The sequence below is a fragment of the Proteus hauseri genome (genome assembly GCF_004116975.1).
Lineage (GTDB): Bacteria > Pseudomonadota > Gammaproteobacteria > Enterobacterales > Enterobacteriaceae > Proteus > Proteus hauseri.
Map to the genome: position 1 here is coordinate 3,445,411 of NZ_CP026364.1, position 24,201 is coordinate 3,469,611.

The window sequence follows — 24,201 nt, forward strand, 5'->3', positions numbered from 1 at the left end:
ACAGGACAATTAACGGGAAAGGAATGTCAGTAATTGATTTTCGATATGTTTAATATCTGCCGGTGAAAAGCCTAATAGCTTTCTTTCAGGGTATTGAATTTCTAATGACTTACCCCGCACACGCTCTTTTAAACCGTAATGATGCACCGCAGCAATGCCCGCAACTTGAGGGGCAAAAGAGAGGGAGACACCTTTATCATTAGCCGACATGCGCAAATAACGGGCGGTGGCTAGACGCTTAAACATGCGAGTCTGTTTATTGGGTTTTGCGGTGCTGATTTTGTCTTTTTTTACTTCAATAAAACGCAGAATATCGCGCTTATAAAAACTACGTTCAGCTCTCTTTTCTAAATCATAGCCGGTGATCACCTCGCCCTTTTTCGTTTTACGTAATCGCCAATTTTTTAAACTGCGCGGTTGCCCTTTCCAGACAAATTTCATTCCTCGTAGAACGGTAACCGTTGAGGCCTTGCGTTTGGTGAATGCCGTTCCATCGGGATTTTTTTGCGCGCGAATACGTTGTAAATTGCTTTTGCGTAAATCACGGGCAATTTCACGGGCCAATTTTTTACGGGCATTGGGTGACGCTTTTGCCAACATAGCGGCTAATGCTTGGGTTAATGGGCTGAAATCATTGGCGTTCATGAGCTACGCTCTCCCAACTTTCAAACGGATCAGCCGGCTCTTCAATGGCACCAACAATGAGTTTATCCGCTTGCACATTGACAAGGACACGCTCAGTCAGCTTTAAATCAATGCTAATACTGGCGGTCTGGTTGCTATCAATAAAGGCATCAAAGGTAAAATGACTTTGCCGTTTATCGGGATTGAGAAAAATATCAGGCTGGTGTTGTTCAATCCAACCAATGATCACCGCCATTAACACATCTTGGTCACCGGGATAATCATCAATAATAATATTGAGATTGTATTGATACTCATAAGATTGACTGCGGGCACCGGTTGCCACAATCGCCCCACCGTCAATAAAGGTGTAGAGCCTATCGGGGTTATCCCCTAAATAGCTCACTTTATTAATTAAGGTATCACGTAGGCTTGCAGGCTTTTTCATAGTTTAACTTATTGATGTATTGTAATAATCGGTTTGTATAATCAATCAAATATTCCGTTTGTGCCCTATTTTCTGCCATCATTTCGAGGAGACGTAAATAATCTTGTTGAGCTGTTTCGGTAAGTCGTGCGGGGGGTGCATCACCCATGCCGGCGGTGGCGGCGGTACGATTATCGGGGTTGGGGCAATCGGCTTTGATGTACACCCGTTTAGTATTATTGCGCAACTCATCATTAAGCTGGTTAATATCATTTTTTGCATCGGTTAGCGCCTTTGTGTGTTTTTTATCCAGTTCTGATAAGCGAGTAAGTTCTTTCTGATAGCGTTCAATAGCGTCTTGATGACTGATAACATTTCGCTTAAGAGCGAGATTGTCACCCTTAAGCTGGCTATTCTCAGTGAGCAAGGCATCAAACTTAAATATCAGTAGCAAGCCCATCACGCCCGCGACAATGATAAACAGTACGTTCCTTTTCATCATGGGATCTCGATATGAGGGTAATCAGGAAAGCCGGTTTCAACGGATAAAGTCGGATCACGCTTCCAGTTTTTACCAAAACGTAATATCAGCCCTTCTTCATCTGCGGCTTGTTTAAATGCCATTAAGACTGGCTCAAAAAAATGCGGTTGCCATTCCATCCCCGGTTTAATGGCAGAGGGTAAAATATCAATGGCATCGCCTGTTAAATGACGGCTGTTTACTGTTTTTGAAACGCCCTTTTTAACGTTTTCTTGTTGCTTTTCAAGTGTGCGAACACCTTCTATTACTGCAAAATCCGCCGTAGAGATTTCTAATGCACGATGAGCAATTTTCACTAATAACAGGTTAACGCCAATAAGGTTATTTTTACTGCGCTGACTGAAGATAAATTTACTCACCTGATGCCTTCCTTAAGAATTGTTTTTCTAATGCACTCACCAATGCAGCACCCGACCAGCCAGCCATGCCAGCAAAGCTACCCGCTATCTCTATTTGCCATTGAAAATAACTGGCACCCAACAGGACAAACATACCCGCAAACATGGAAACAATAATTTGTGCAATTAAAATGCCAAAGCGGAACGGTTCCCCTTTTAATACCTTGTTGGCATAACTGGCGATACTGCCAAAGAGCGCCATTAAGCTAACTAATAACGCTGTCAGCCAATTCATATTATTTGGATCTTTATAGGGCATCTTCTTCATACCTTTCCCCTTAAAGGGGTTAATCCCAAAGTTGTAAAATCGGTGTGGTGCTGTGTTGTTGGGGTGCATCAGGTAACTCAATCGCGGTGCCGGTGGGTAATATTGCCCCTAATTCAACCAGCCCCGGATTTACCTCTAACACTTGCTCAATCATGCCGGATGACTGACCAAAGTAACGCCAACAAATATCATCGACGGTATCCCCTTGTTGGGTGTAAATCCGCATTAGATAAGCGCCACCGTGTTATGGGTTTCCCCTTTGATTCGTTGTAAAGCCCATTGACCATCACGCCACACTTCATCAATCACCGGTGTCATGGTGTCGGCTTTTTTATTACCTTGTGCGGTGGTATCAATATCGCGATAACGTTCGATTAAACTGGCTTTTGCAAAACAGAACACCGCACGCTGATATAAAATCATCAGTTCACTTTCACCGTTAATCTGTTCTGCGGGCACGTCTTTTAATGTTTTCACAGATTGACCAATGCGCCACTGATACAACTCGCGATTCACTTCAATTATGGCGTTCAGTAACGTGCTTTTTAGTCGCTCCGGTGTCACCGTACCATCGACGCGAGTTTGCAATTGAAAATCACGAGTTTGAATATCAGGGAAAAAACCATTATTTTTAATGGTTTCGTCTTTTTGTGGCACAGGGTTAGCAGAAACATAATCCATAAGAAAACCTTAAAATAGGTGGGCGGTGGACGAAAGAAAGCGAGTGGCTTTTTCCGTGCCGCCCTGACGTGGTGTCACAATGCTTTTTCAGCGTCACGCTGGGCTTTTAGCACTTTATCGAGTTGTTTTAATTCGGTTTTTATCCCGACATTAATATTTAACTCTAAGGCTCGACTTAATACGCAGTAGCTTTCTTGTGGTCGATTATTATCGCGTAGCACTAACCCTAAGATTTTGTAGAGTTTTGCTCTTACTTCATCGGGCATATCTTCATCATCGGTCAAGGCGCGTGTACGCTCTAACGTTGCTAAAGATACCGGTGATTTCACGGCATACGCTCGCATTGCCGAATCGGCAATTTCTTCGGCAATCACCGTGCCCGTGGTGCGGTTAACACCGGGGATCACTAAACGGTTAGCTAATGCATAAACGGCAATATCTAACGCACCCTCATAATCACCTGCATCAATTTTCCAAAGCAAAATCGTCATTAAGACATCATCTTGCACACCGCTACCACCGGACAACGCCCCATCAACCCACGGCTGATAATTGGCTAATATATGGCGTTTATAAGCTTCTTTGCGTTCGCGTGACTGAAAATGTTTTAGTTCTTTTTTATCTGTCGCAAGACGTAACAGCATCATGTGATAGCCTTTCGTGTTGCGACTAACATGCCCACCCAATTGGGTGGACTGTTGCGCATTTAGGCTCATGCGGTGTTTTTCCCACGGAGATAACATTATTTCGCCTTTTTATTTTCAGTAAGCGTTTATTCAACCAGAGTCTCTTTCGTCACCGCTTTATCGACTGTAACGATGTCATTTTCAGAGGCGATAATGTCTGTGGTTTCGGGTGGTGTTTCTTCGGCATTTTCGCAAACGATATTTTCAACTAATGCCACACCACGAAAATCTTCAACTACGAAATCTTCATTCACTGACTCGTAGTTTTCGATGCGATCACGTTTTGCATTATCCAGCACTTGGCGACGACGAGAATCCGCAAGGAAATAAATCGACAAGTTATCAAGACGAGTAATAAAAAAGGCATTTTCAGGGAAGAATGGCGCACGTACAGCCGGTAAACCGCCGATACGTTTCTGGCTAATAATGGTATCTGCCGCCAGTTTTTCACTGTTATTTTGGTCTTTATTGACCAGTGGAAAATATTTATCTGCTAATAATTTACGCCCACAAATCACAACAAGCCCAGTATCGTCCTGATATTCAGGATCAATTGCCTTATCAATGGTGTCTTGAACTAACGAATCGAAATTTTGATACGCGCGCCCTTTACCAACATAAACCGGTTTGGCTGTTGTTTTACCGTTTTGCGTAATACTGCCCATCACATGCTCTGGCGCACGCTCTCGCACTTTTTGTAACCAACCTGAATTCACATCTTGCAGTAAGGGATATTTTGTACGATCAGAGTTATCTGCACGGTGCGTACCATTAAAACCAATCATAATGCGGTCTAATGCCTGACGGCGGATAATCGCATCGCGGATACGGGTTTGAAAGTCGGCAAACTTCGCCCACATATCAATTTTCGAATATTCAAGGTGGGTGTCGTAATTGGTTTTCTGGCAATGGTAGCTATTTTTTGTCAGCTTAATCGGATCGCTTGTTTCACGGTCTTTTGTTGTTGTGTCAGTGGTTCCCGCGATAGTCGAACCGATACCTAAACCAATGGCTTCACCGACTTGCTCATCAACCGGCACAATATTAATGTGCGTTAAAAATTCCGCCGATAGCTGGATCGTAGTTTCTAATTTTTGAGCAGCAGACGGTTCAATTGGTACTTTGGTATCGCTAAACTCTTGTGCCGTGACACCATAAATTGTCCCTAATTGCGTCATATATGCATTAAATTTAAAACGAGTTTCTTTTTTCATGGTTTGTTCACTACCTTAGCAATCCGTCAGCACTTCACCGTTATTTTCGCCACCCGTTGCCGGCGGACGATGCGAGAACGAGGCGTCTGTATTTTCAAATTGGGCTTTTAATTCCGTGAGTTGTTGCGTAAGTGCTTTTACCGCTTCGCTTTGGTCTGCGTTTTTTAATGCGGTAATTTCTGCTGAAAGGGTTTGCACTTCTTTGGCGCACAGCTCTACCGCCTGATGCACATCGGTAAATCTCGCATCATCACTGTGTTGCTTTTTAGAAAACATTTCTTTAATGACGCTAAAAAGACCCGGCTTATCGTTTTCAGGCTTTTCGTCAGTAAATTCGAGATGCGTTTCTTCTGCGGCAGTAAAGACGTTATCTTTGCTTTGTTTGCGTTCTGAAAGTGGGCTACTTTGTGCATTGGCACTAAATTGCAACATTTCAGTGCCTAAACTCGCAGGGTTATCGGTCACTGCAAGACCGACCAGATAGGCTTCACCGGTATCTGAAAAACTCGGGTTGATTTCAACAGAGGTATAAACTTTTTGACGTTTTTTATTGAGTTCTACTAATTCCGGTGTTGGACTGATCACGCCGTATAATGCCAATTTACCCGCTAGTGTTCCTTTTTTGATTTCCTCGGTATACACCAATTCCACATCACCAAAGCGTGGTGCCCATGAATAGTTATAGTGATCGATATTCACTCGCGCACCATAAACCGCGGGATCAAAGTTTTTCGCAATTTGGGTTAACCATTCGCGGTCAACTCGACGCCCGTCCGTTGTCGCCCCTTCAACACAAAGACGAACCGGTTTTGATTTCTTCGACATGCACTACTCCAGACTGCCGTTTATTCGTTGGTCTGTATGTTGTCGGTTAAAAGGGGCGTTAAACAATGGATAAGGCTTGTTTGAGAAATGGCACAAAGGGAAGCCAGCGGATCCGTTCCAGACGGTTGATAGACTCGCCATAACTTAAGCAAGAAATAGTGATTGTGCAATGGCTATTACAACGACTATTGATAACCGAAAAAAAGCAATGCACCTGTATTTTTCAGGTTACCGCATTGCTCGCATAGCGGGATCGCTAGGCGAAAAGGCGTCCACTATTCACAGTTGGAAACGCCGTGATAATTGGGATGAAATTAATCCAACCGAACGCGCAGAATTAACTGTTGAAGCGCGTTATTGCCATCTGATTTTAAAAGAGAGCAAAGAAGGCAAAGATTTTAAAGAAATTGACTTATTAGGGCGTCAACTTGAACGCATGGCACGGATCAGAAAATATCAAAACGGCGGTAATGAAACTGACCTTAACCCTAAGATTGCCAACCGCAATAAAGGCGAGCGCCGTCAACCAGAGAAAAACTTCTTTTCAGAAGAACAAATTGAAAAACTGGAAGATATCTTTCGTGATAAGTTATTTGAATATCAAAAGGTGTGGTATCGCGCCGGTCATCATCGCATTCGCAATATTTTAAAGTCCCGTCAAATCGGCGCAACACTCTACTTTGCGCGAGAAGCCTTTATTGACGCACTGACCACAGGACGTAATCAAGTTTTCTTATCTGCCAGTAAAGCACAAGCCTATATGTTCCGTGAATACATTATCAAAATGGCATTAGAGGTTGATGTTGAATTAAAAGGCGACCCACTGATGTTAAGTAACGGTGCAACGCTCTATTTCCTCGGCACTAACGCCCGCACAGCACAAAGTTATCACGGCAATTTATATCTTGATGAAACCTTTTGGATCCCTAAATTTCAGGAGTTACGTAAAGTCACTTCGGGCATGGCCATACAAAAACATTGGCGACAAACCTACTTTTCAACACCGTCAACCATGAGCCATGAAGCGTACCCGTTTTGGTCGGGCAAGCTATATAACCGTGGACGCAAAAAAGAAGACAGAGTTGATATTGATATCTCACATGAAGCGTTAGTCAATGGGCGTTTATGTGAGGATGGGCAATGGCGACAAATCGTCAATATTGAAGATGCACTACGAGGCGGTTGTGATTTATTCGATTTAGAGCAACTCAAAAAAGAGTATAGCCCAGACGAATATAACAACCTGTTAATGTGTCACTTTATGGATGATATCGAATCCCTATTCAACTTTAACATGATGCAAAATTGCATGGTGGACAGTTGGGAGGTGTGGGATGACATTCAACCATTAGCGCTACGCCCTTATGGATATGATCCGGTTTGGGTAGGTTACGACCCCAGCAAAGGCGGTGAAAATGGTGATAGTGCCGGTTGTGTGGTTATCGCTCCGCCGAAAGTACCAGGAGGAAAATTCCGCATATTAGAACGCCATCAATGGCGAGGCATGGATTTTCGCGCACAAGCTGACGCCATTAAAAAAATCACCGAACGTTTCTATGTGGAATATATGGGCATTGATACCACGGGCTTAGGTCATGGTGTTTATCAAAATGTCATCCAGTTTTTTCCTGCTGCGCGTGAGTTTATTTATAACCCGAATGTCAAAAATGCTTTAGTCATTAAAGCTTATGACGTGATTAGTCACGGACGCTTAGAGTTCGATGCGCAGTACGTTGATATCATTCAGTCTTTTACTTCCATTCGCCGTACGACCACCGGAAGCGGTAACCGCCCTACTTATGAAGCCTCACGCAGTGAAGAAAGCGGACATGCTGACCTTGCATGGGCAACAATGCACGCCCTCTTCAACGAACCCTTAACTGGCACCACCGAGAACAGTAATAATATTGTGGAGATTTATTGATGAGCCGTAAAAATAAAAAAAGTTTTAAAGCACAACAAACGGCAACCGCCAATAACAGCATGGAAGCTTTTACCTTTGGTGATCCCGTTCCGGTGTTAGATAAACGAGAAATTTTTGATTATCTGGAGTGTGCGCAAATTGATAATTGGTATGAGCCACCGATTAGCTTTGATGGGTTATCAAAACTGTTTCGTGCGGCGACTCATCATAGCAGTGCGATTTATGTCAAACGTAATATCTTAGTGAGTACGTTCCAGCCTAACCGTTTTCTCTCTAAGTTAGACTTTAGCCGGTTTGCGCTCGACTTTTTAACCTTTGGCAATGCCTATCTTGAACGACGTAATAATATGGCAGGTAATTTATTAAAACTCACACCAACGTTAGCAAAATATACTCGCCGTGGTGTTGCTGATGATAGTTATTGGTTTGTGCGTTATGGCTATGACTCACAGCCTTATGAGTTTAAACTCGGTAGCGTGTTTCAGTTATACGAACCCGATTTAAATCAAGAGTTATACGGGTTACCAGAATATCTGGCGTCCACCATGTCAGTGTTACTTAATGAAGCTGCTACCCTATTCCGCCTTAAGTATTATCGTAATGGTAGCCATGCCGGATTTATTTTATACATTAGTGATGCCTCACAAACGCCAAGTGATATTGATAAAATTCGTGATGCAATGAAAAATTCCAAAGGCCCCGGCAATTTTCGTAATTTACTTATCAATGCTCCGAACGGCAAGAAAGACGGGGTACAAGTTATTCCACTAAGTGAGATTGCGGCAAAAGATGAATTTCTTAATATCAAGAATGTCAGCCGTGACGATATGTTAGCGGCTCACCGCGTACCGCCTCAAATGATGGGGATCATTCCACAAAATACTGGGGGCTTTGGTGACGTAGAAAAAGCGGCAAAGGTTTTCTTTCGTAATGAGTTGGCGCCACTGCAAAGCAAGATATTACAGATTAATGATTGGCTAGGTGAAGAAGTGATTAAGTTTGATAAGTACACATTAGATGATGAGTAACCTCACCGCACAAAGAACAATACCGCCGACACTGGCGGTATTTTTTTACCTGTAAGGTATAAGTATCGGTCTGACTAATAATAATAGTGACCCAATTCTATTATACCCTTCACCCCCTGATAAGGCGAATCCGCCTAATTTTCACCCTTTTAAACCCGTATTCAATGCTCCTACAATCCATTTTAAGCGCATGTAATTTATTTGGCATCAGATATCTTTTTCTTGTTTTAATCGCTCTACGCTCCGGAAATTTGCGAGGAATAATGTTTTTAACCCCCTCAAAACGCAATCGTGACCCCGCCACGCCCGCGCACTAAATGTGTCGGTTTTTGTGCAGATATATAGGCCTCTCAAGCACTATTTACTAGGATGATACGTGATATCTTATTAAAGGTTTTTTCTTATGCAATTCTATGCAATCACATGCAAAAAATAGATATACATCTAAGAATAGATAGAAGTTCAATTTATAAGATTAATAATTAATAAATTTTTGTTATCATTTATTCTTAAAAACAATCAACCATTAAGGAGTCTGTATGGCTGGCGGAGAAACAGCAGCAATCCAACGTGTAGCTAATCTAATAACTCAAAAAATATTCACTGTATTCAAATGGAAAAGAGCACTTCGCGAGGACATGAACTGGCCTTGTGAAACTAAAGCCCATGAAAAAGAAACTCACCCAAGTGATGTTGTTTTTTATTATACAAACCCATATGAAGAAGAAGTTGTATATTTAAATACCGACTTAAAAAGCTATAGTAAAAATTCAATTAAAAAAGGTGGTGTAGAGTCTGCTTTAATTTCATTATCTTTAGCAGTAGAATGTGCTAATTCAAATGAAGAATGGCGAAAAAAATATCTGGAAGATGACTCATTAGGTTTTAATGTTAGAGGATTATTATTTCTTTATAATCATGATCAATTATATGATGCTGACTTTTATAATTCAATAATGAAAAATGTTGATATTTCCAAATTAACATTACCTATAGGACAGAAAATATATTTACTTGATCCATTTAAAATTTTTGATTTGATAAATATTGCTTTTGATATTAAATATTTATCAGGTGAAGGTAAATTACCACACCCTGATAAATATTATTTTTATTACCCTGATATGTCACTAACTCGATTAAAGCACCCCTTAAATAAATCAACTCCAGCTACTATTGAAGCTCTGACTTCATCATATCTTATCATAAAATATGAATCATTTAGTTATGGTGAAGAAATTCGTGAAGAAGGCTATGTTATATACTATAACCAAGAAGGAAGTAGCGTTGATGAGTTCGTATATTTTTTTGATATGCTATCAAACTTTCAAATTCTAACAGAAAATAAAAAGATAGATATCAGATTAGTCCATGCTCATCCTCACATTGAAGCACCTCAAAATTTCATTAATGCTAAAAAGAAATATAGTTCTTGCTGGTTACTAGGTGAACAAGAACGTTTCTTTAAAAAAATCAACATGGAAATGTGCGAAACAACTATTGTTAATTTTAACCTAGAAGAAATTGGAATGGGGATTAGATAATGAATTCCACTAATACTTTATATTACGCTACCGAAAAAAATATTTATGATGCGCTTCATCATAAACGCATAACAATTTCTATGTTACAAGATATTTTATTAAGAAAAGGAATTATTATTTCAGATAGATTAGATAAAGAGATTTTAATCGAAGAGGTGTGTAAATTACCTCACGGATTTATTGATCTACAAGAAATAAAAAATAGAATTCAGACCTATGACCCAAAAGAAAGTTCAACTAAAATATCTCTATCCACAACAACTGATCAAAAAGAAATAAAAGAAGCTATAGAGACAATTAAAAAAAGCTATCCAAAAACAAAATCTGAAGTATTTCAAATAACAACAAAAAAAGATGGGGGGCTTTCTGTTGAATTACATTATGATGACATTGATTTATCTAGAACCGCACTCAGACAAATTGATAAAAAAAGTGTTAAATTAGATTTTTCTATAAATAAGGATGAAGTTGACATAAGGATGCCTCAAAATGAGAAAGCAAAAGAACTCGCAAAATTAATAGAAACTCAACTTGCTACAATAAAAAATGAAGAAATATCAAGATTTGAAATAGAATTACGTTCAGTAACAAGTCCTCATTTACGCAGTCAATTTTTTCATGACCTAATGCATGGTATTGAAGGGTATGATGTTGAAGATGTTAATAATATAGAGGTTAATCGGCTTAGCAATCACGATTTTGAAAATGATGATGATGAAGCTATTGATACTGGATATGTTAAAAAAGCTGTTTTAAAAGGAGAATCCGTCAACTCATCATCAATATTTTCTGATCTTCATAAGAAAGGTTATTATATAAGTAAAGTTTCATGGGCTAGTATTCCATCATCAAGTAATGGAGATAGAATAATTCTAGAAGCTTTTTTTAAGAATTCAGAATTATGTACAGACTTTGCTTATAATATAAAAGGTATAAATAACTTTAGTAAAGGTAAATTAAATGTAACAACTAGAAGTGCAAAAGAAATCGAAAAGAAAAGCATTGGTAAATTAATCGAAGATTCTGCAGAAAAAGCATATAAAAAGTTAAACCCCAAATCTGAAGGAGGCGAAAATGAAGAAAATAAAGTGGATGTTTCTTAATGTTTCCTTATCAATAACAGAAATAGTTCAAAAAATGAAATCATTAACTTATACTGATATTAAAGGAAAAGGATTTATATTTGATAAAGTTAGAGATAATGAGGTAACAGGCAGATTTGTTGAGAAAATAATTTCTGAAGAGGTTATACCTGTTTTATATGGAGAGGCTACAACATTTGAACGTATTGAATATAGAATCGTAGAATTTTATATCACGGAAAAGGCATTACCAATAATAGCTATAATTAACCCACCTAGAACATTAAAACCATTCGCTATAAATATGGTAAAAGCTTTAGGTTTAGGTGTTAGTTTAGACGATATGAATATTGACCCTCTACTCTGGGTTAATTCAATATCAAAAATAACTCCTTTAGAACTAGTTCAACTAGAATTATCACAAATAAAAGTTGATGAACATGCCTTAGCTAGAATGCAAATTTCAAGCAGTAAAGATTTACGAAAATACTACGAAAAATCATTCAATAATGAAAAACCTCCCAGAATTGATAAAGTTCATATTTCAATGCTACATCCTAACTACTCAGGAAAAGTTAAAATATCTCGAACAGGATTAGTAACTATAGAAACTAAACATGAGAGAGATGTAACGGATCTACTTTTCAATTCATTATTAAAAACTTATGCTGAAATATAAGTATTTATTCTAAAATTAACGGTAACTAGTTAAAGATACCGTTAATTATTTTTATAAAATTCAAATGGTTATTTGTTATTTCTTTGATGAAATCTGCACCCTACTACCATCAAACCAAATCACTTCATCGCCATAATTAAGACGCATACCGTTCATCACCATTGACCACATTGTGTCTGGTGGTAAATCCAACCCCATTTTTTCGGCAAAGGCTTTGAATTCAGGTATCAAACGTGCCTGATTTTCACTTAATGACACCGTTGAAATTATTCGCTGACCCTTTTTATGCACTAAAACCTCGCCAAATGATTTTTCCCAATCGCTATATTGTGAACGTAGGTCAAAAACATCAGGCTCAGAAATCCCCCATACGGGCGATTTTAAGCCCCTATCGTGTGGGTTTTTAATATCAGGTGAACTGCCCGATCCACAGTTATTGACAGGACTCCGAGGCGCGCTGATCGCGCTTTTTAAAGTCAAAACACGACCCGTTTCTGACTTACGCTTATGCTCAATTGCCTCAATATCCTGCTTAGATTTACGGACTAAACGATACTGACGCTCACGCGTTTTTACTAAATCCCCGCTTTTCAATGGTGAACATAGCCCAATAACGCGCATCACTTCTTCATCATAAGAGTTCGGCTCATCGGCAACAGTACGAGCGACTAATAACGTTTGTAGGTTACGCTTAACGTTAGGACCCCCTTGGTGCTCGATATAAGCAGCGAAATCCCCCGCATCGGCAGACGCTCTTACTTTTTCCGCTATATCACCCAACTTATCAGCGATACTTACACCTCGGACACGGCGACACTCACGCCATACGCCTTTAGACGGTAAGCCAAACATGTGAAATTGAGGAATACGCCAAGTTGATGCCCACGCGGTAACGGCTGATGCAACTTCGGTTAATAACTCTCCCGACTCGTCATCAACTTCACCCTCTAACGCATAACCATCGATATTTTTTGAAATGTATTTCGCGAGATAACCCGTAGCACCGCCTTTATTTAAATGCTTTGCTTCAAAACGGTGTTTCTTTGCGCCCCGTTCTTCACCATCTTCTTCAAGGGCGTACTTACGCATGATCTCAATCGCTGATGCACGTTGAGATTTATCCAGAAACATCATCATGTGCCAATGTGGTGTTGCATCATGATGTGGCTCAACAACTCTAATCCCGTAAACGTTAATATCGTTATCTTTAAAAGCGGTGCGAATTTTCGCCCAAACTTTCACTAAATAACGTTGACCGTCTTTCGGAGTGTATGCGCTGTTATTCCATTTCTCGTTAATGAGAACTTTTTTCTTTTTCTCATCTTTAGAAACGTTAATTTGCTTGGTGGGATGGTATTTTGAAGGTGTGGTTAAGGTGATAAATAAACCAATATCGCCCCTTTCTTCTGCAACTTTTTGAATGCCTGCGGCTTGCGCCATTAATTCCATACGGCGAATTTTAGGGTTAGCGATACTTGCTAATACTTTTTCCATTAAATCAAAGCGATCACCCGATTCAACGTCTTGAATATCCATCATTTCAAGATAATTCATATTTGCTAAACGTTGCGCTCTGACTTCACGTACTGCATTTTTACTGGCGTAAGGCGTCTTATCTGAATTCACATCACCAAAAGCAATATGCAAAGACTCACGCCAACGCTGACGATGAGCTTTTAACTTTTTAAACCACCAATCTTCATTCGTTAACCGACTCAATCCTGATAGTGCATCTTCGGGTGTTAATTTCCCTTTTTGAGCCTTCCCCCAAAACAACGGCGTTACATGCAAATAGGTAATTAACTGTCCTAATTGTTGGTAAATAGGGTTAATCACTTTTAGGTTAAGTAAAACCTCACGATCACCGTTGTTTTCAGCAATTGCCTGATCAGCTAATTCATCGAATAAGTTGTCACACGCATTCGCGAATGACTTCGCCATATGACGCAATATTTTGTCATGCGCATCGGGCAAGCGATTAAAGAACATGGCTTGATCAAAATCTCTATCTAACAAGAATTGACGCTTATCTTTCGCTAAACCATAACGCGCATTAACAGCTTGCAAACGCTGATAGACACTTTTATGAAACTTAAACACCAGCCAGTTATGAACTTCTTTAGGTGTTTTCTCTTTTCTAAGATGTTCGATGTATTTAAATAAGCGGGATTTAAGAAAACGAGGCAGCTTTTCAATATCGAATAAAATCGCTTGCCCCTGAGCCAATTGCTCACGGGTAAGCGGTCTTTCATAAACAACCGGTTCGTGCTGTTTCCCATTCCACCAATATGTCCATTGCATATCAGCAGGATAGGAAACAGGAGGCTGAGAAAAATCAATCGGACGGCTAGCCATTACAGCACACCGCCTAAACGCTTCGGATCAATAATTTCAATGGCTGTTTCGCACAGTTTAGCAACGTGAGTCATTATCTCTATCAATTCAGAGATAGACTGAATTTCTGCACAAATAACACGACTCACATGTGCGCCAACAACGCCAGCCGTCACATTTACCGCAGAGTCATACCACGCAATCACTTCACGGCGCACACGACCATCAATAAAGGTTACTTCAATTAACCCAAATTGTTTTTTCCAATAAACGATAGCAAAACGGGTGCCAGTAATATGCACCCCATTTTTTGGATCTTGAATATCAACATAGCCCTGTTCCATCAGCACAGCTCCGGCAATACGGCGATAATTTCTTTTGCTGATTGGCGATTTCCATTTGCAGAAATAGAACGAGGCGCATCAATCTCGTGAATAATAAAACCGAGGTCGGCATACAGCTCTTTGGCGTGAATTGAATTAGAGACGGTAATCGGGTTACCTTGCGATTGGTTTAATGCCTTTAACGCTTGAGCTAATTCAATTTGATGAGCGTGAGTAAAATCAGTGTGATGATATTTAGTAAAACATTTCTCATCACCCATATATGGAGGATCACAATAAACACCATCCTCAAAGTCAACGAGTGATAAAGTATCTTGCCATTCTAAACAGGCGATAATGGCATTAGTGGCTTTTTCAGCAAATTGATAAATTTCTTTTTCTGGAAAATAAACATTTTTATATTTTCCAAATGGTACGTTAAATTCACCTTTTTCGTTATATCGGCATAACCCATTAAAGCAATGACGATTTAGATAAATAAATGAATATGCTGCATTTAGCTTTGCTTTATTACTCTCATTAAAATTTTGTCTGTATTCGTAATATGTTTCTTTATTATTCCCATTTTCGAATATCCGACCGAGTTCAGATAAAAAATATCTTTGCGCAGGATTATTAGCCGTGTCTTCTAGATATTGTATTGCTATGATTTCATATACGTTGATTAAATCCTGGTTGGCATCTGCAATTAAATATTCGTTATATTCCGTATTCATCATAACAGCACAAGAACCCGCAAACGGTTCAACTAAGCGCTTTGTTTTTGGCAAATGCGGGATTAATTTATCCATGATACGAGCTTTTGAGCCAGCCCATTTCAGAATGGTTTTATTCTCCATTTCACACACTCCGATAATGCTTAGATTTCAATTCATACACCGTCTGACAATCCGCACAGCAGATACATCCCATTACTGCAATACGACGCTTTTCGGGTATTTCACGACCGCAATCTTCAAATTCAAACGCTGATACACCGACGTAACGCCCCGTTACTGCTTTTATTTGTTTATCAAGCAATAACTGTGATTGTTCGCAGGCTAAATCGATTTCTTTAGACATAATTCCATTCCTGTGCTTGATGTTCGATAGACTCGGCTTCACCTTCTAATAATTGAAATACTTGTGAGGGCTCCATTCGTTCACTTAGTGCTTTTGATGCTAATTTGCGTAAACGGGCAGAAAAAAGAACCGCCCGAGATTTTCTTTCATCTTCTCGAACGGCATTAATTAAATCGGTTACATCACTTTCTTTAGACATAATCAGACCTCTGATAATCAGATATAAAAAGTCCTGACAAATAAATGTCATTTATTTTTTAGGTGTAATTAAATAGGCATTACTAATTTATTTGGGATTAATGCGCTCAATACTTTTATTTGATGAAGTCCATTAATTATTTTTATTTTGTCTTTCTTCTTTAATAATAAATAATCTATCCCGTTCTTTTCTTTTTCTATCTCAGCAAGGTAATAAATCATCTGATATATACGGTTATTTTCATTTCTTAAATAATCAAGAAACTCACCAATCAAAATATCATCACTATTTTTATTTAACTTACTTAATAAATCAGCCCTAACTTCTGCTGTTTTATTCATACCACTGACGCGCTCATCAAATGAAAGACCATCATTGCGATAGTGCTTTACAACTTTAGACTGATAAAAATCATCATTGCCTTGTAGTTGCTCTCTTGCTTGAATAAGCTCCGTGGCATTCATAACAACATCTAAATAGAAACTTTCACAAGAAACGAAACAATAACAATGGCACATAAAACCAGTGTTGCTTTATCAGCTTTTGAATACTTTTTACTTTTATTAGTAAAAGATTCACTGCTTAATTTATATTTATTTCTTTGCTTAATTAATTGGTTCATTGAATGTCACCTTTTAATAAGTCGATATAGTTAGTTGCTTCTGCCATTGCATCAAACTTACCGAATGACTGATCATCTAACCAAACGTGATAACGAGTTATCGGTGTTACTGCTTTTCTTGGTAACTTAATAATCGTAAAGCCACGATACAGAAAACTATGCTCAGTTATTTGTCGTATCATGATTTCAGCCCTAACCACACTAACCAACCGTCACGCATCTCTTTTGGCAAAGATTCATAAGCCATCTTTAAACCGTGATTCCATGCAGGCAGATAAACATAGTTTTCGGCTCTACTTGAACCCGGTCTTTTCATTTGAATAATGGGTAATTTTCCTGCTTTGCGCATATCTGCAACTGCACTTGCCGGCTTACCAATTAATTCAGCAAATTTTTCCTCAGTCACACCATCTGACAGACTTACGATTTTCTCTCTCATCTGCTACCCTCTTATATCGGGCGCTTTATAGCGCTTTGGGACTCTTTGCTTTATTGCAAAAGAGTGTAATATCTGGTTTTATAATTGGAGATCTTCCAATAAATGTCAATAGATCAAGGCGAGAAATTAAAATTAATTCGTGAGTCAGAAAGACTAAAAGTAAAGGAAGTCGCTGATTTAGTTGGATTAAACTACTATTCCTATCATGGGTATGAAACAGGAAAAGCTAAAATGCCTATGGAAGCTGGCATGAAATTATTTAAACATCCACGATTCAGAAAGTATCGAGATTGGTTTATGTTCGATGAAGTGAATCCCGATGCTGGGCAAATCGCACCAGCTCTCGCACACAGTGGGCAAGACAACACGCAATCATCCCACTCAGAAAAGAAAATTGGATAACAATACATCAAGCATTTTGCGAATTTATTGATTCGCAAAGCATTTGTTCCATTGGAGGGCTTTCTTATGACAACTGCTACCCTCCTTATATCAGGCGCTTTGGGACTCTTTGCTTTATTGCAAGGAAACATCTAACACTCAATGCAATATGGAGAACTCCACATAATGTCAAGATCACAAGGTGAGAAATTACGATTAATGCGTAACTCCGAACAGATGACAAAAAAGGAACTCGCTGATTTGGTTGGGCTAAATTATGCAACCTACCACGGTTATGAAAGTGACAAATCGAAAATGACGTTTGAATCAGGTGTGAAAATCTTTTCCGCCAAATCTTCAGGAAATATCGAGACTGGTTTATGTTCGATGAAGTGAATCCTGATGCTGGGCAAATCGCGCCGGCACTGGCACACGATAGAATGGAAGAAATAAACCCAGACAAAAAAATAGGATAATTCAATGTACGATAATGAAAAACTAAAGCTCATACGTGAATCAGAAAGACTAAATGTTAAACAAGCGGCAGATTTAGTTGGTATTAATTATGTTACTTATCATGGTTATGAAAGTGGAAAAGCTAAAATGTCTTTAGAATCTGCAATGAAGTTCTTCAAACATCTACAATTTAGAAAGTATCGAGACTGGTTTATGTTTGATGAAGTGAATCCCGATGCTGGGCAAATCGCACCAGCTCTCGCACACAGTGGGCAAGACAACATGCAATCATCCCACTCAGAAAAGAAAATTGGATAACAATACATCAAGCATTTTGTGAATTTATTGATTCGCAAAGTATTTGTTCCATTGGAGGGCTTTCTTATGACAATTAAGAAACTCGAAAATGGTCAATATGAAGTGGACATTAGACCGGCTGGCCGTCACGGAAAACGGATCAGACGACGCTTTGAAAAGAAGCAAGAAGCAATTTTATTTGAACGTTATTCACTGGCTAATCAGCAAACAAAAGATTGGGTAGAAACATCAACCGATATTCGCCCTCTTAGCGATTTAATTGATATTTGGTGGGAAGTGTTCGGCAAAAATACACCTTATGGAAGAATGACACATCTAAGGGTGAGACGTATTGCTGAATCACTGAATAATCCCCCTGTTTGCCAATTAACCGATAAGCAATTGGTACTCTATCGTGAGCTTAGACTGGCCTCTGGCGTAAAGGCCTCAACGATAAATAGAGATATATCCGCACTCAGTGGCATGTTTACCGCTCTTAAAAAAACGGATTTCTTTTTAAGCAAACATCCCGTTCAAGGAATATCACGATTAAAACAGCAAACAACAGAAATGTCATATCTAACAGATGAGGAAATTCAGCAATTATTAGCATTATTGAAAGGTGACAACCTAAAAGTTGCCGTTCTCTGTTTAAGTACTGGCGCCCGTTGGGGTGAAGCGCTCAAACTAAAACGTGAACATGTGATCCAAAATAAGGTGAGATTTACGTACACCAAAACCAATAAGCCAAGAATTGTACCAATTTCTCAAGCTGTTGCAGACATGATTTGTACAAAGAAATCAGGATTGCTCTTTACTGAAACGTCTTATGATATGTTTCGTAGAGCAATTAAAAAAGTGAAACCGAGTATGGCATTAGGTCAGGCAACGCACGCATTACGTCATACGTTCGCCACGCATTTTATGATGAACGGCGGAAGTATTATTACGTTACAACGCATCTTAGGACACTCTAATTTGCAACAAACGTTGACCTATGCACACTTTGCTCCAGACTTCTTACAAGATGCGATTCAATATAACCCATTGAAAGGGTGTACAGAATTACTGGTTTAGAGTGTCCACATATTGTCCACACTTGAATGCTTAGGAGCACTTTTTAGCCCTTTTTGATGATTTTATGTACAAAAAAAGGCATCTTAAAAAAGACGCCTTTCTGTATAACATATTGATTATTTTAGATTTGCTTATTTTGCAGTGGTGCGAATTAAGTAATCAAAGGCGCTGAGTGAGGCTTTAGCACCTTCTCCTGCTGCGATAATGATTTGCTTGTAAGGAACGGTTGTACAGTCACCCGCTGCAAATACACCTTTAATATTCGTTTCACCACGAGCATCAACAATAATTTCGCCCATTTTATTACGCTCAACAGTGCCTTCTAGCCACTGTGTATTAGGTAATAAGCCAATTTGAACGAAAATACCCGCTAAAGCGATATCATGCATAGAATCATTAGTGCGATCTTTATATTTAAGTCCTGTTAATTTAGTACCATCACCATACACTTCTGTTGTTTGTGCATTTAAAATGATTTCAACATTACTTAAGCTACGCAGTTTTTTCTGTAATACGGCATCTGCTCTCATTTCTGGCGCAAATTCTAATACAGTGACATGCTCTACTAAGCCAGCTAAATCGATAGCGGCTTCAACACCTGAGTTACCACCACCAATAACAGCAACTCTTTTGCCTTTAAATAATGGACCATCGCAGTGTGGGCAATAAGTTACACCACGAGTACGATACTCATTTTCGCCGGGAACATTCATGTTTCTCCAACGAGCACCTGTTGCAATAATTAAGCTACGTGTTTTTAATGTCGCACCCGATGCAGTTTCAATTTGGTGTAAATCACCTTCTAAAACCCCCGGGATCAAACGACTAACAGTTTGGCTATCAATTACATCGACTTGATAATCGTCAACATGCGCTTTTAATGCACCTGCAAGTTTAGCACCTTCTGTTTTGGGTACAGAAATATAGTTTTCAATATCAACAGTATCAAGAACTTGCCCACCAAAACGCTCACCGATAAGGCCCGTATTTAAGCCTTTACGTGCTGAATAAACTGCTGCTGATGCACCTGCTGGACCACTACCGACAATAAGAACATCAAAAACATCTTTCTTATTTAAAGCCTCAGCAGCACGTTTTTCTGCATTACTATCTACTTTATTAACGATATCAGCGAGTGTCATACGACCCTGACCAAACTCATTACCATTTAAGAATACAGCAGGAACGCCCATCACATTACGTTCCTGAATTTCATTTTGGAACATGCCTCCGTCAATCGCAGTGTGTGTGATTTTCGGATTTAAAATCGCCATTAAGTTTAATGCCTGAACAACATCTGGGCAGTTATGACAAGAGAGCGAATAATAGGTTTCGAAATGAAACTCACCGTCTAACTGACGAATTTGTTCAAGTAAATCTTGTGCTTCTTTAGATGGATGACCACCTGTTTGCAGTAATGCTAAGACTAATGATGTAAATTCATGCCCTAGTGGCGAACCTGCAAAACGAACACCTGTTTCTTTCCCTGGATTGGTGATAAGAAAAGATGGTTTACGCACATTGGCGCTATTGTCTTCACGATAAGTCACTTTATCGGATAATATTTCAATCTCTTTTAATAGAGATTGAATTTCAACAGAATGTTTGCTGTCATCTAATGTTGCTACTAACTCAACTGGCTGGGTTAATCGTTCTAAATAAGCTTTCAGTTGAGCTTTTAAATTATTATCTAACATTTTTGCACCCTCAATAAAATCGGGTGCCGAAACACCCGATAAACAACTTTTTTAGTGGCTTAATTCTTTTTTAGATTTTACCAACTAAATCCAGTGATGGAGCTAAAGTTGCATCACCTTCTTTCCATTTAGCTGGGCAAACTTCGCCTGGGTGGCTAGCTACATATTGAGCCGCTTTAACTTTACGCAGCAAATCTGATGCATCACGACCAATACCTTCAGCAGTGATTTCAATTGCTTGAATAATACCTTGTGGGTCAACAACAAAAGTACCACGGTCTGCAAGACCTTCGTTTTCACGCATGTTTTCGAAGTTACGAGTTAATGCACCTGTTGGATCGCCAATCATGCCATATTTGATTTTGCCAATAGTTTCTGAGCTGCTATGCCATGCTTTATGAGTAAAATGAGTGTCTGTAGAAACAGAAAATATTTCTACACCCATTTTTTGAAATTCATCATAATGGTCAGCTAAATCACCTAACTCAGTTGGACAAACAAAGGTAAAATCTGCTGGATAGAAGAAGAAAATGCTCCATTTGCCTTCGACGTCCTTTTCAGTCACTTCTACGAATTGACCGTCTTTAAATGCCATGTTTTTGAATGGTTTGATTGGGGTATTGATTAAAGACATTGTATTTCCTCCTGTTTGGTATGGACCTAATGTACCTATTCCATTTGGTAATAGCTAATACATTCCCGCTATCGTATCAATAGGTTTTGCCTAATGAGTTGAAGAAATTGATAGAGATAAGTTAACAATATGTAGCTGATAACGCATATCAATCATAAAAGATAATTTATTCATTGCGCTGATAAACTCAAGTAATTATCTTGACCAATGTTATAAATTAATTACAGCAATAAAAAATATAATCTATTGATTTTATTTTGCTTTTTTAATAATTGTATATGTACACTCAAACGCGGATTTTTGAATACGATAAATATCTTGGCTATCAGTAGTGGATTGAACAACCGCATCACCTGATTGAAAACGTTGTAGCTCTCCCCAAGGCGCTTTCATAACAAAAGCAGGTGTTGAGTCAGGAACAATAAAATAATTCATTTCAACACCTTTAGGGATAAATGGCTGATATTGATTCGTGTTAGAATTTATCTTTGCCTCGCTCTGTTCAACGGCATTGTAACGTTGAGCAAACTTCTCTTTTCTTACTAAAATTTCTTCATTACCCGTTTCTGGGCAAATATTTTGTACAACCCAGTCACCTTGTTTCGCTGGTGCAGAAATAGTTTCAACCCCTTCACCTTTAATAACAGTGGTAATAACTTCACCTTCTTGAGCAAGCCGAGCTAATACTGGCTTTGTTTTTATGGCTAATCCTGTTATGCCTGTTTGTTGTGCTTGAGTGAAATATTCGACACGATCTTTTTGTGGCAGAATTGAAAGATCATTAGCAAAAGAGGTTATTGGCAGTAAAACTGTTGTTAGTAGTAATAGTGTTAGTAAGTTGGTGTGCGTGCATAGAAGCATAATTTATTACTCAGTCAATGATAATATATTGCTACATTATTCTTTATTATTGGTTACGCTGATTTGCAATATTATGACAAGAATAAAAACATTAGCATCTGAAAAATCAGTCATCTATCTTACTGCGACTCAAAATTTCGAGGATTATCACAACTTGGGCAATATGGGATGAAATTATGAAAAAAAAGTACCGATCTACACAGTAGACCGGTATTAATAATGGTATAAGAATTAAAAGAAATATTTAAAACGAACTCTTGCACCATAGCGATCTTTATCGCCACTCTCTACATTAATGTCATCTTTGCCATCAATGTGGGAATAATAAGCACCTAAGTAAGTTTTAAAATTATCCATGCCTAAAATATTAGGAAGTTCATAAGAGGCAAAAACAGTATTGATGTTATATTTTCCAGGGTTAATTGTGAGATAACTATCATTGCTGCCTATTACTTTTTTATCATAAGCTTTGATATCGTTATGCGCATAAATATAACCTAGTTGGAATTTTTGCCATAAAACGTTTCCTCCAATAGAGAAATCATTCTCATTTTTGGCATCAAGATAGGCTGTACTTAAATTAGCCACAATTCCATTAATTGGATCTTCTGAAAGAGTGTCCCACTTTAAAGTAAGACCATAGCCAGTACGGCGTGATTGGTCTTGAAAATTACCATCCGCATCTTCATAACCATAAGCATTAGTGATAACGTTACCATCTACAGCCGCGGCAATAGTAAAATTATCTTTTTGCCATGCCACCACTGGGCGCATATAAATAACATTCTTACGATTATCAAGTTTGCGCCCGTGATACTCACTATCTTTAAATACAGAAGTACCATCTTCAACTAGCGCATTAAGCTCAAAATACCAATTATCGTATTGAGTATTTACCATCATGCTACCGCCGTCACTACTACGGCCTCGCCCTTCTTTCATCATATATATATAACCGAAACCATCACCATATAAATCATTGGCGGTATTACCTGAATATTCAACAAAGGTATCTTGGTTTAACGGGAACATATCATAAGCTTCATAACGCCCAATTTTATATTGCCATTTATCGCGTTGACCAAAATAAAATACAGCATCATCAAGATTCATTTTTCCGGTCATATCAGCCATTGGTTGAGCACTAAATCCAGCATAATTGCCATTTTGTAATTCTCGCTCACCATCAACACCAATTAATATGCGTCCATTAAGGCTCCATTTTTCACTATCAGAAAATTCTTTTTGGTTTCCTGGCATTGAGCGCATTGATGTTAACTGACCTTTTTTACTTGCAGCGTCGATATTATATTCAACGTCTCCATATAATTTAAGATTTCCCCAATCTGTATTGGTAGAAAAAAGACCTTGGTTTTCTTTATTCGAAGATGTCGATACTTGTTGTTGCCCTAATTCATCCAGCCTTGTTTGGGTTTGTGTTGCTTTCGCTTGAGTATCTTCAGATTGCTGTTCTAATACAGCGATCCTCTGCTCCATATTGTTTGATGAATTATTTTCTAACTGAATCAATTTACCTGAACCTGTACCAGACATAATAAGTTGTTCAAGGTGAGCCGCTTTTTTTTCAGCAACAGCCGTTCTTGCTTCAGCATTGGCCGCTCGTTGCTCAAGTGCATTTAATCTTGCTTCAATTGCACTCATATCTGTTTGAGCATACGCAGACAGCGGTATTGTTAAGGCAAAACCAATAGCTAGCGATAATGACTTCATTTTCATTCAAATATTCCTAAAATCAGCAAAGTGGACTTAAATTGGCATAACGAAACTCAGAGCACTCAATTGAGTGACCTATTGCTTTAATTGATGGAATTATTATTATGATTTTCTCTTCTGTACTTTTCACCTTAGTATCAGAT

Annotated in this window: 31 protein-coding genes and 1 pseudogene; 9 read left to right on the forward strand and 23 right to left on the reverse strand. The window is 38.7% G+C overall.

The genetic code is table 11. The annotated features are described in order from the left end of the window. Positions 1 to 9: 9 nt before the first annotated feature. The 10 genes from PH4a_RS15745 to PH4a_RS15790 form a co-directional block, all read right to left on the reverse strand. Entirely contained in the window at positions 10 to 645 is a 636-nt protein-coding gene (locus tag PH4a_RS15745; protein ID WP_129041091.1) for a phage virion morphogenesis protein, read from the reverse strand. After that, entirely contained in the window at positions 632 to 1,072 is a 441-nt protein-coding gene (locus PH4a_RS15750) for a phage tail protein (RefSeq protein ID WP_129041093.1), read from the reverse strand. The genes PH4a_RS15745 and PH4a_RS15750 overlap by 14 nt, the downstream gene beginning before the upstream one ends. Continuing rightward, complete coding sequence (locus PH4a_RS15755; protein ID WP_129041095.1) at positions 1,047 to 1,553, reverse strand: lysis protein; 507 nt, start codon at positions 1,551 to 1,553, stop codon at positions 1,047 to 1,049. Before PH4a_RS15755 ends, PH4a_RS15750 begins: the two co-directional genes overlap by 26 nt. Further along, a complete protein-coding gene (locus tag PH4a_RS15760) occupies positions 1,550 to 1,951 on the reverse strand; it encodes a M15 family metallopeptidase domain-containing protein (protein ID WP_129041097.1) in 402 nt (133 codons plus the stop codon). The genes PH4a_RS15755 and PH4a_RS15760 overlap by 4 nt, the downstream gene beginning before the upstream one ends. Then, positions 1,944 to 2,258, reverse strand: coding sequence for a phage holin family protein (locus tag PH4a_RS15765; RefSeq protein ID WP_129041099.1), 315 nt, complete (start codon positions 2,256 to 2,258; stop codon positions 1,944 to 1,946). Before PH4a_RS15765 ends, PH4a_RS15760 begins: the two co-directional genes overlap by 8 nt. Before the next feature lie 19 nt (positions 2,259 to 2,277). After that, positions 2,278 to 2,484 carry a tail protein X gene (locus tag PH4a_RS15770; RefSeq protein WP_129041101.1) on the reverse strand — a complete coding sequence of 69 codons (207 nt, stop codon included), beginning with the start codon at positions 2,482 to 2,484 and terminating at the stop codon, positions 2,278 to 2,280. Continuing rightward, positions 2,484 to 2,939, reverse strand: a complete 456-nt coding sequence (locus PH4a_RS15775; RefSeq protein ID WP_129041103.1) for a head completion/stabilization protein — start codon at positions 2,937 to 2,939, stop codon at positions 2,484 to 2,486. The genes PH4a_RS15770 and PH4a_RS15775 overlap by 1 nt, the downstream gene beginning before the upstream one ends. 74 nt (positions 2,940 to 3,013) lie before the next feature. Next, positions 3,014 to 3,682, reverse strand: coding sequence for a phage terminase small subunit (gene gpM, locus PH4a_RS15780; protein ID WP_244212904.1), 669 nt, complete (start codon positions 3,680 to 3,682; stop codon positions 3,014 to 3,016). A gap of 29 nt (positions 3,683 to 3,711) precedes the next feature. Next, positions 3,712 to 4,839: a phage major capsid protein, P2 family gene (locus tag PH4a_RS15785; protein ID WP_129041108.1), complete on the reverse strand. Its 1,128-nt coding sequence runs from the start codon at positions 4,837 to 4,839 to the stop codon at positions 3,712 to 3,714. A 15-nt stretch (positions 4,840 to 4,854) separates the two neighbouring features. Further along, positions 4,855 to 5,664, reverse strand: a complete 810-nt coding sequence (locus tag PH4a_RS15790) for a GPO family capsid scaffolding protein (protein ID WP_129041110.1) — start codon at positions 5,662 to 5,664, stop codon at positions 4,855 to 4,857. A gap of 169 nt (positions 5,665 to 5,833) precedes the next feature. Here PH4a_RS15790 and PH4a_RS15795 point away from each other — a divergent pair, with 169 nt between their 5' ends. The 5 genes from PH4a_RS15795 to PH4a_RS15815 all read left to right on the forward strand — a co-directional run bounded on the left by PH4a_RS15795 (position 5,834) and on the right by PH4a_RS15815 (position 11,921). Then, positions 5,834 to 7,588, forward strand: coding sequence for a terminase ATPase subunit family protein (locus PH4a_RS15795; protein ID WP_129041112.1), 1,755 nt, complete (start codon positions 5,834 to 5,836; stop codon positions 7,586 to 7,588). After that, the gene (locus tag PH4a_RS15800; RefSeq protein ID WP_129041114.1) at positions 7,588 to 8,616 is read left to right on the forward strand and encodes a phage portal protein; all 1,029 of its coding nucleotides are present in this window, start codon (positions 7,588 to 7,590) and stop codon (positions 8,614 to 8,616) included. The genes PH4a_RS15795 and PH4a_RS15800 overlap by 1 nt, the downstream gene beginning before the upstream one ends. Positions 8,617 to 9,155: 539 nt before the next feature. Beyond that, a complete protein-coding gene (locus tag PH4a_RS15805; RefSeq protein ID WP_129041116.1) occupies positions 9,156 to 10,160 on the forward strand; it encodes a PD-(D/E)XK nuclease domain-containing protein in 1,005 nt (334 codons plus the stop codon). Then, a complete protein-coding gene (locus tag PH4a_RS15810; RefSeq protein ID WP_129041118.1) occupies positions 10,160 to 11,263 on the forward strand; it encodes a hypothetical protein in 1,104 nt (367 codons plus the stop codon). The genes PH4a_RS15805 and PH4a_RS15810 overlap by 1 nt, the downstream gene beginning before the upstream one ends. Next, the gene (locus PH4a_RS15815) at positions 11,235 to 11,921 is read left to right on the forward strand and encodes a hypothetical protein (RefSeq protein WP_109910897.1); all 687 of its coding nucleotides are present in this window, start codon (positions 11,235 to 11,237) and stop codon (positions 11,919 to 11,921) included. Before PH4a_RS15810 ends, PH4a_RS15815 begins: the two co-directional genes overlap by 29 nt. Before the next feature lie 75 nt (positions 11,922 to 11,996). On the opposite strand, the gene PH4a_RS15820 is transcribed toward PH4a_RS15815, so the two are convergent. From PH4a_RS15820 to PH4a_RS15855, 9 genes are all read right to left on the reverse strand, one after another. Continuing rightward, a complete protein-coding gene (locus tag PH4a_RS15820; RefSeq protein WP_244212905.1) occupies positions 11,997 to 14,276 on the reverse strand; it encodes a replication endonuclease in 2,280 nt (759 codons plus the stop codon). Further along, positions 14,276 to 14,599, reverse strand: coding sequence for a DUF5405 family protein (locus tag PH4a_RS15825; protein ID WP_129041120.1), 324 nt, complete (start codon positions 14,597 to 14,599; stop codon positions 14,276 to 14,278). The genes PH4a_RS15820 and PH4a_RS15825 overlap by 1 nt, the downstream gene beginning before the upstream one ends. Beyond that, positions 14,599 to 15,438, reverse strand: a complete 840-nt coding sequence (locus tag PH4a_RS15830; RefSeq protein WP_129041121.1) for a DNA adenine methylase — start codon at positions 15,436 to 15,438, stop codon at positions 14,599 to 14,601. Before PH4a_RS15830 ends, PH4a_RS15825 begins: the two co-directional genes overlap by 1 nt. 1 nt (position 15,439) lies before the next feature. Then, positions 15,440 to 15,661, reverse strand: coding sequence for a TraR/DksA family transcriptional regulator (locus PH4a_RS15835; RefSeq protein ID WP_129041123.1), 222 nt, complete (start codon positions 15,659 to 15,661; stop codon positions 15,440 to 15,442). Beyond that, the gene (locus PH4a_RS15840) at positions 15,654 to 15,860 is read right to left on the reverse strand and encodes a DUF2732 family protein (RefSeq protein ID WP_223878651.1); all 207 of its coding nucleotides are present in this window, start codon (positions 15,858 to 15,860) and stop codon (positions 15,654 to 15,656) included. The genes PH4a_RS15835 and PH4a_RS15840 overlap by 8 nt, the downstream gene beginning before the upstream one ends. 68 nt (positions 15,861 to 15,928) lie before the next feature. Next, entirely contained in the window at positions 15,929 to 16,324 is a 396-nt protein-coding gene (locus PH4a_RS15845) for a DUF5347 family protein (protein WP_129041125.1), read from the reverse strand. Positions 16,325 to 16,332: 8 nt separating this feature from the next. Next, positions 16,333 to 16,482 (reverse strand): hypothetical protein, encoded by a 150-nt coding sequence (locus tag PH4a_RS18150; RefSeq protein WP_161802127.1) that lies wholly within the window; start codon positions 16,480 to 16,482, stop codon positions 16,333 to 16,335. After that, on the reverse strand, positions 16,479 to 16,664 hold the full coding sequence (locus PH4a_RS15850) for a hypothetical protein (protein ID WP_129041128.1): 186 nt from the start codon (positions 16,662 to 16,664) through the stop codon (positions 16,479 to 16,481). Before PH4a_RS15850 ends, PH4a_RS18150 begins: the two co-directional genes overlap by 4 nt. Beyond that, entirely contained in the window at positions 16,661 to 16,921 is a 261-nt protein-coding gene (locus PH4a_RS15855) for a Cox family DNA-binding protein (protein ID WP_129041130.1), read from the reverse strand. The genes PH4a_RS15850 and PH4a_RS15855 overlap by 4 nt, the downstream gene beginning before the upstream one ends. 102 nt (positions 16,922 to 17,023) lie before the next feature. On the opposite strand from PH4a_RS15855, the gene PH4a_RS15860 reads away from it, so the two are divergent. The 4 genes and pseudogenes from PH4a_RS15860 (at position 17,024) to PH4a_RS15875 (ending at position 19,132) form a co-directional block, all read left to right on the forward strand. Beyond that, entirely contained in the window at positions 17,024 to 17,323 is a 300-nt protein-coding gene (locus PH4a_RS15860; RefSeq protein ID WP_129041132.1) for a helix-turn-helix domain-containing protein, read from the forward strand. A 165-nt stretch (positions 17,324 to 17,488) separates the two neighbouring features. Beyond that, positions 17,489 to 17,778, forward strand: a pseudogene (locus tag PH4a_RS15865) (helix-turn-helix transcriptional regulator). A gap of 4 nt (positions 17,779 to 17,782) precedes the next feature. Continuing rightward, positions 17,783 to 18,076: a helix-turn-helix domain-containing protein gene (locus PH4a_RS15870; protein WP_129041134.1), complete on the forward strand. Its 294-nt coding sequence runs from the start codon at positions 17,783 to 17,785 to the stop codon at positions 18,074 to 18,076. Positions 18,077 to 18,142: 66 nt separating this feature from the next. Further along, a complete protein-coding gene (locus PH4a_RS15875; protein ID WP_129041136.1) occupies positions 18,143 to 19,132 on the forward strand; it encodes a phage integrase in 990 nt (329 codons plus the stop codon). A gap of 131 nt (positions 19,133 to 19,263) precedes the next feature. Here PH4a_RS15875 and ahpF read toward each other — a convergent pair whose 3' ends face one another. From ahpF to PH4a_RS15895, 4 genes are all read right to left on the reverse strand, one after another. Then, positions 19,264 to 20,829: an alkyl hydroperoxide reductase subunit F gene (ahpF, locus tag PH4a_RS15880; protein WP_129041138.1), complete on the reverse strand. Its 1,566-nt coding sequence runs from the start codon at positions 20,827 to 20,829 to the stop codon at positions 19,264 to 19,266. Between the two features lie 70 nt (positions 20,830 to 20,899). Further along, entirely contained in the window at positions 20,900 to 21,463 is a 564-nt protein-coding gene (gene ahpC / locus PH4a_RS15885; protein ID WP_064719985.1) for an alkyl hydroperoxide reductase subunit C, read from the reverse strand. A 252-nt stretch (positions 21,464 to 21,715) separates the two neighbouring features. Beyond that, the gene (locus PH4a_RS15890; protein WP_129041140.1) at positions 21,716 to 22,324 is read right to left on the reverse strand and encodes a hypothetical protein; all 609 of its coding nucleotides are present in this window, start codon (positions 22,322 to 22,324) and stop codon (positions 21,716 to 21,718) included. A 231-nt stretch (positions 22,325 to 22,555) separates the two neighbouring features. Then, entirely contained in the window at positions 22,556 to 24,061 is a 1,506-nt protein-coding gene (locus PH4a_RS15895; protein ID WP_129041142.1) for a carbohydrate porin, read from the reverse strand. Between the last annotated feature and the right edge of the window lie 140 nt (positions 24,062 to 24,201).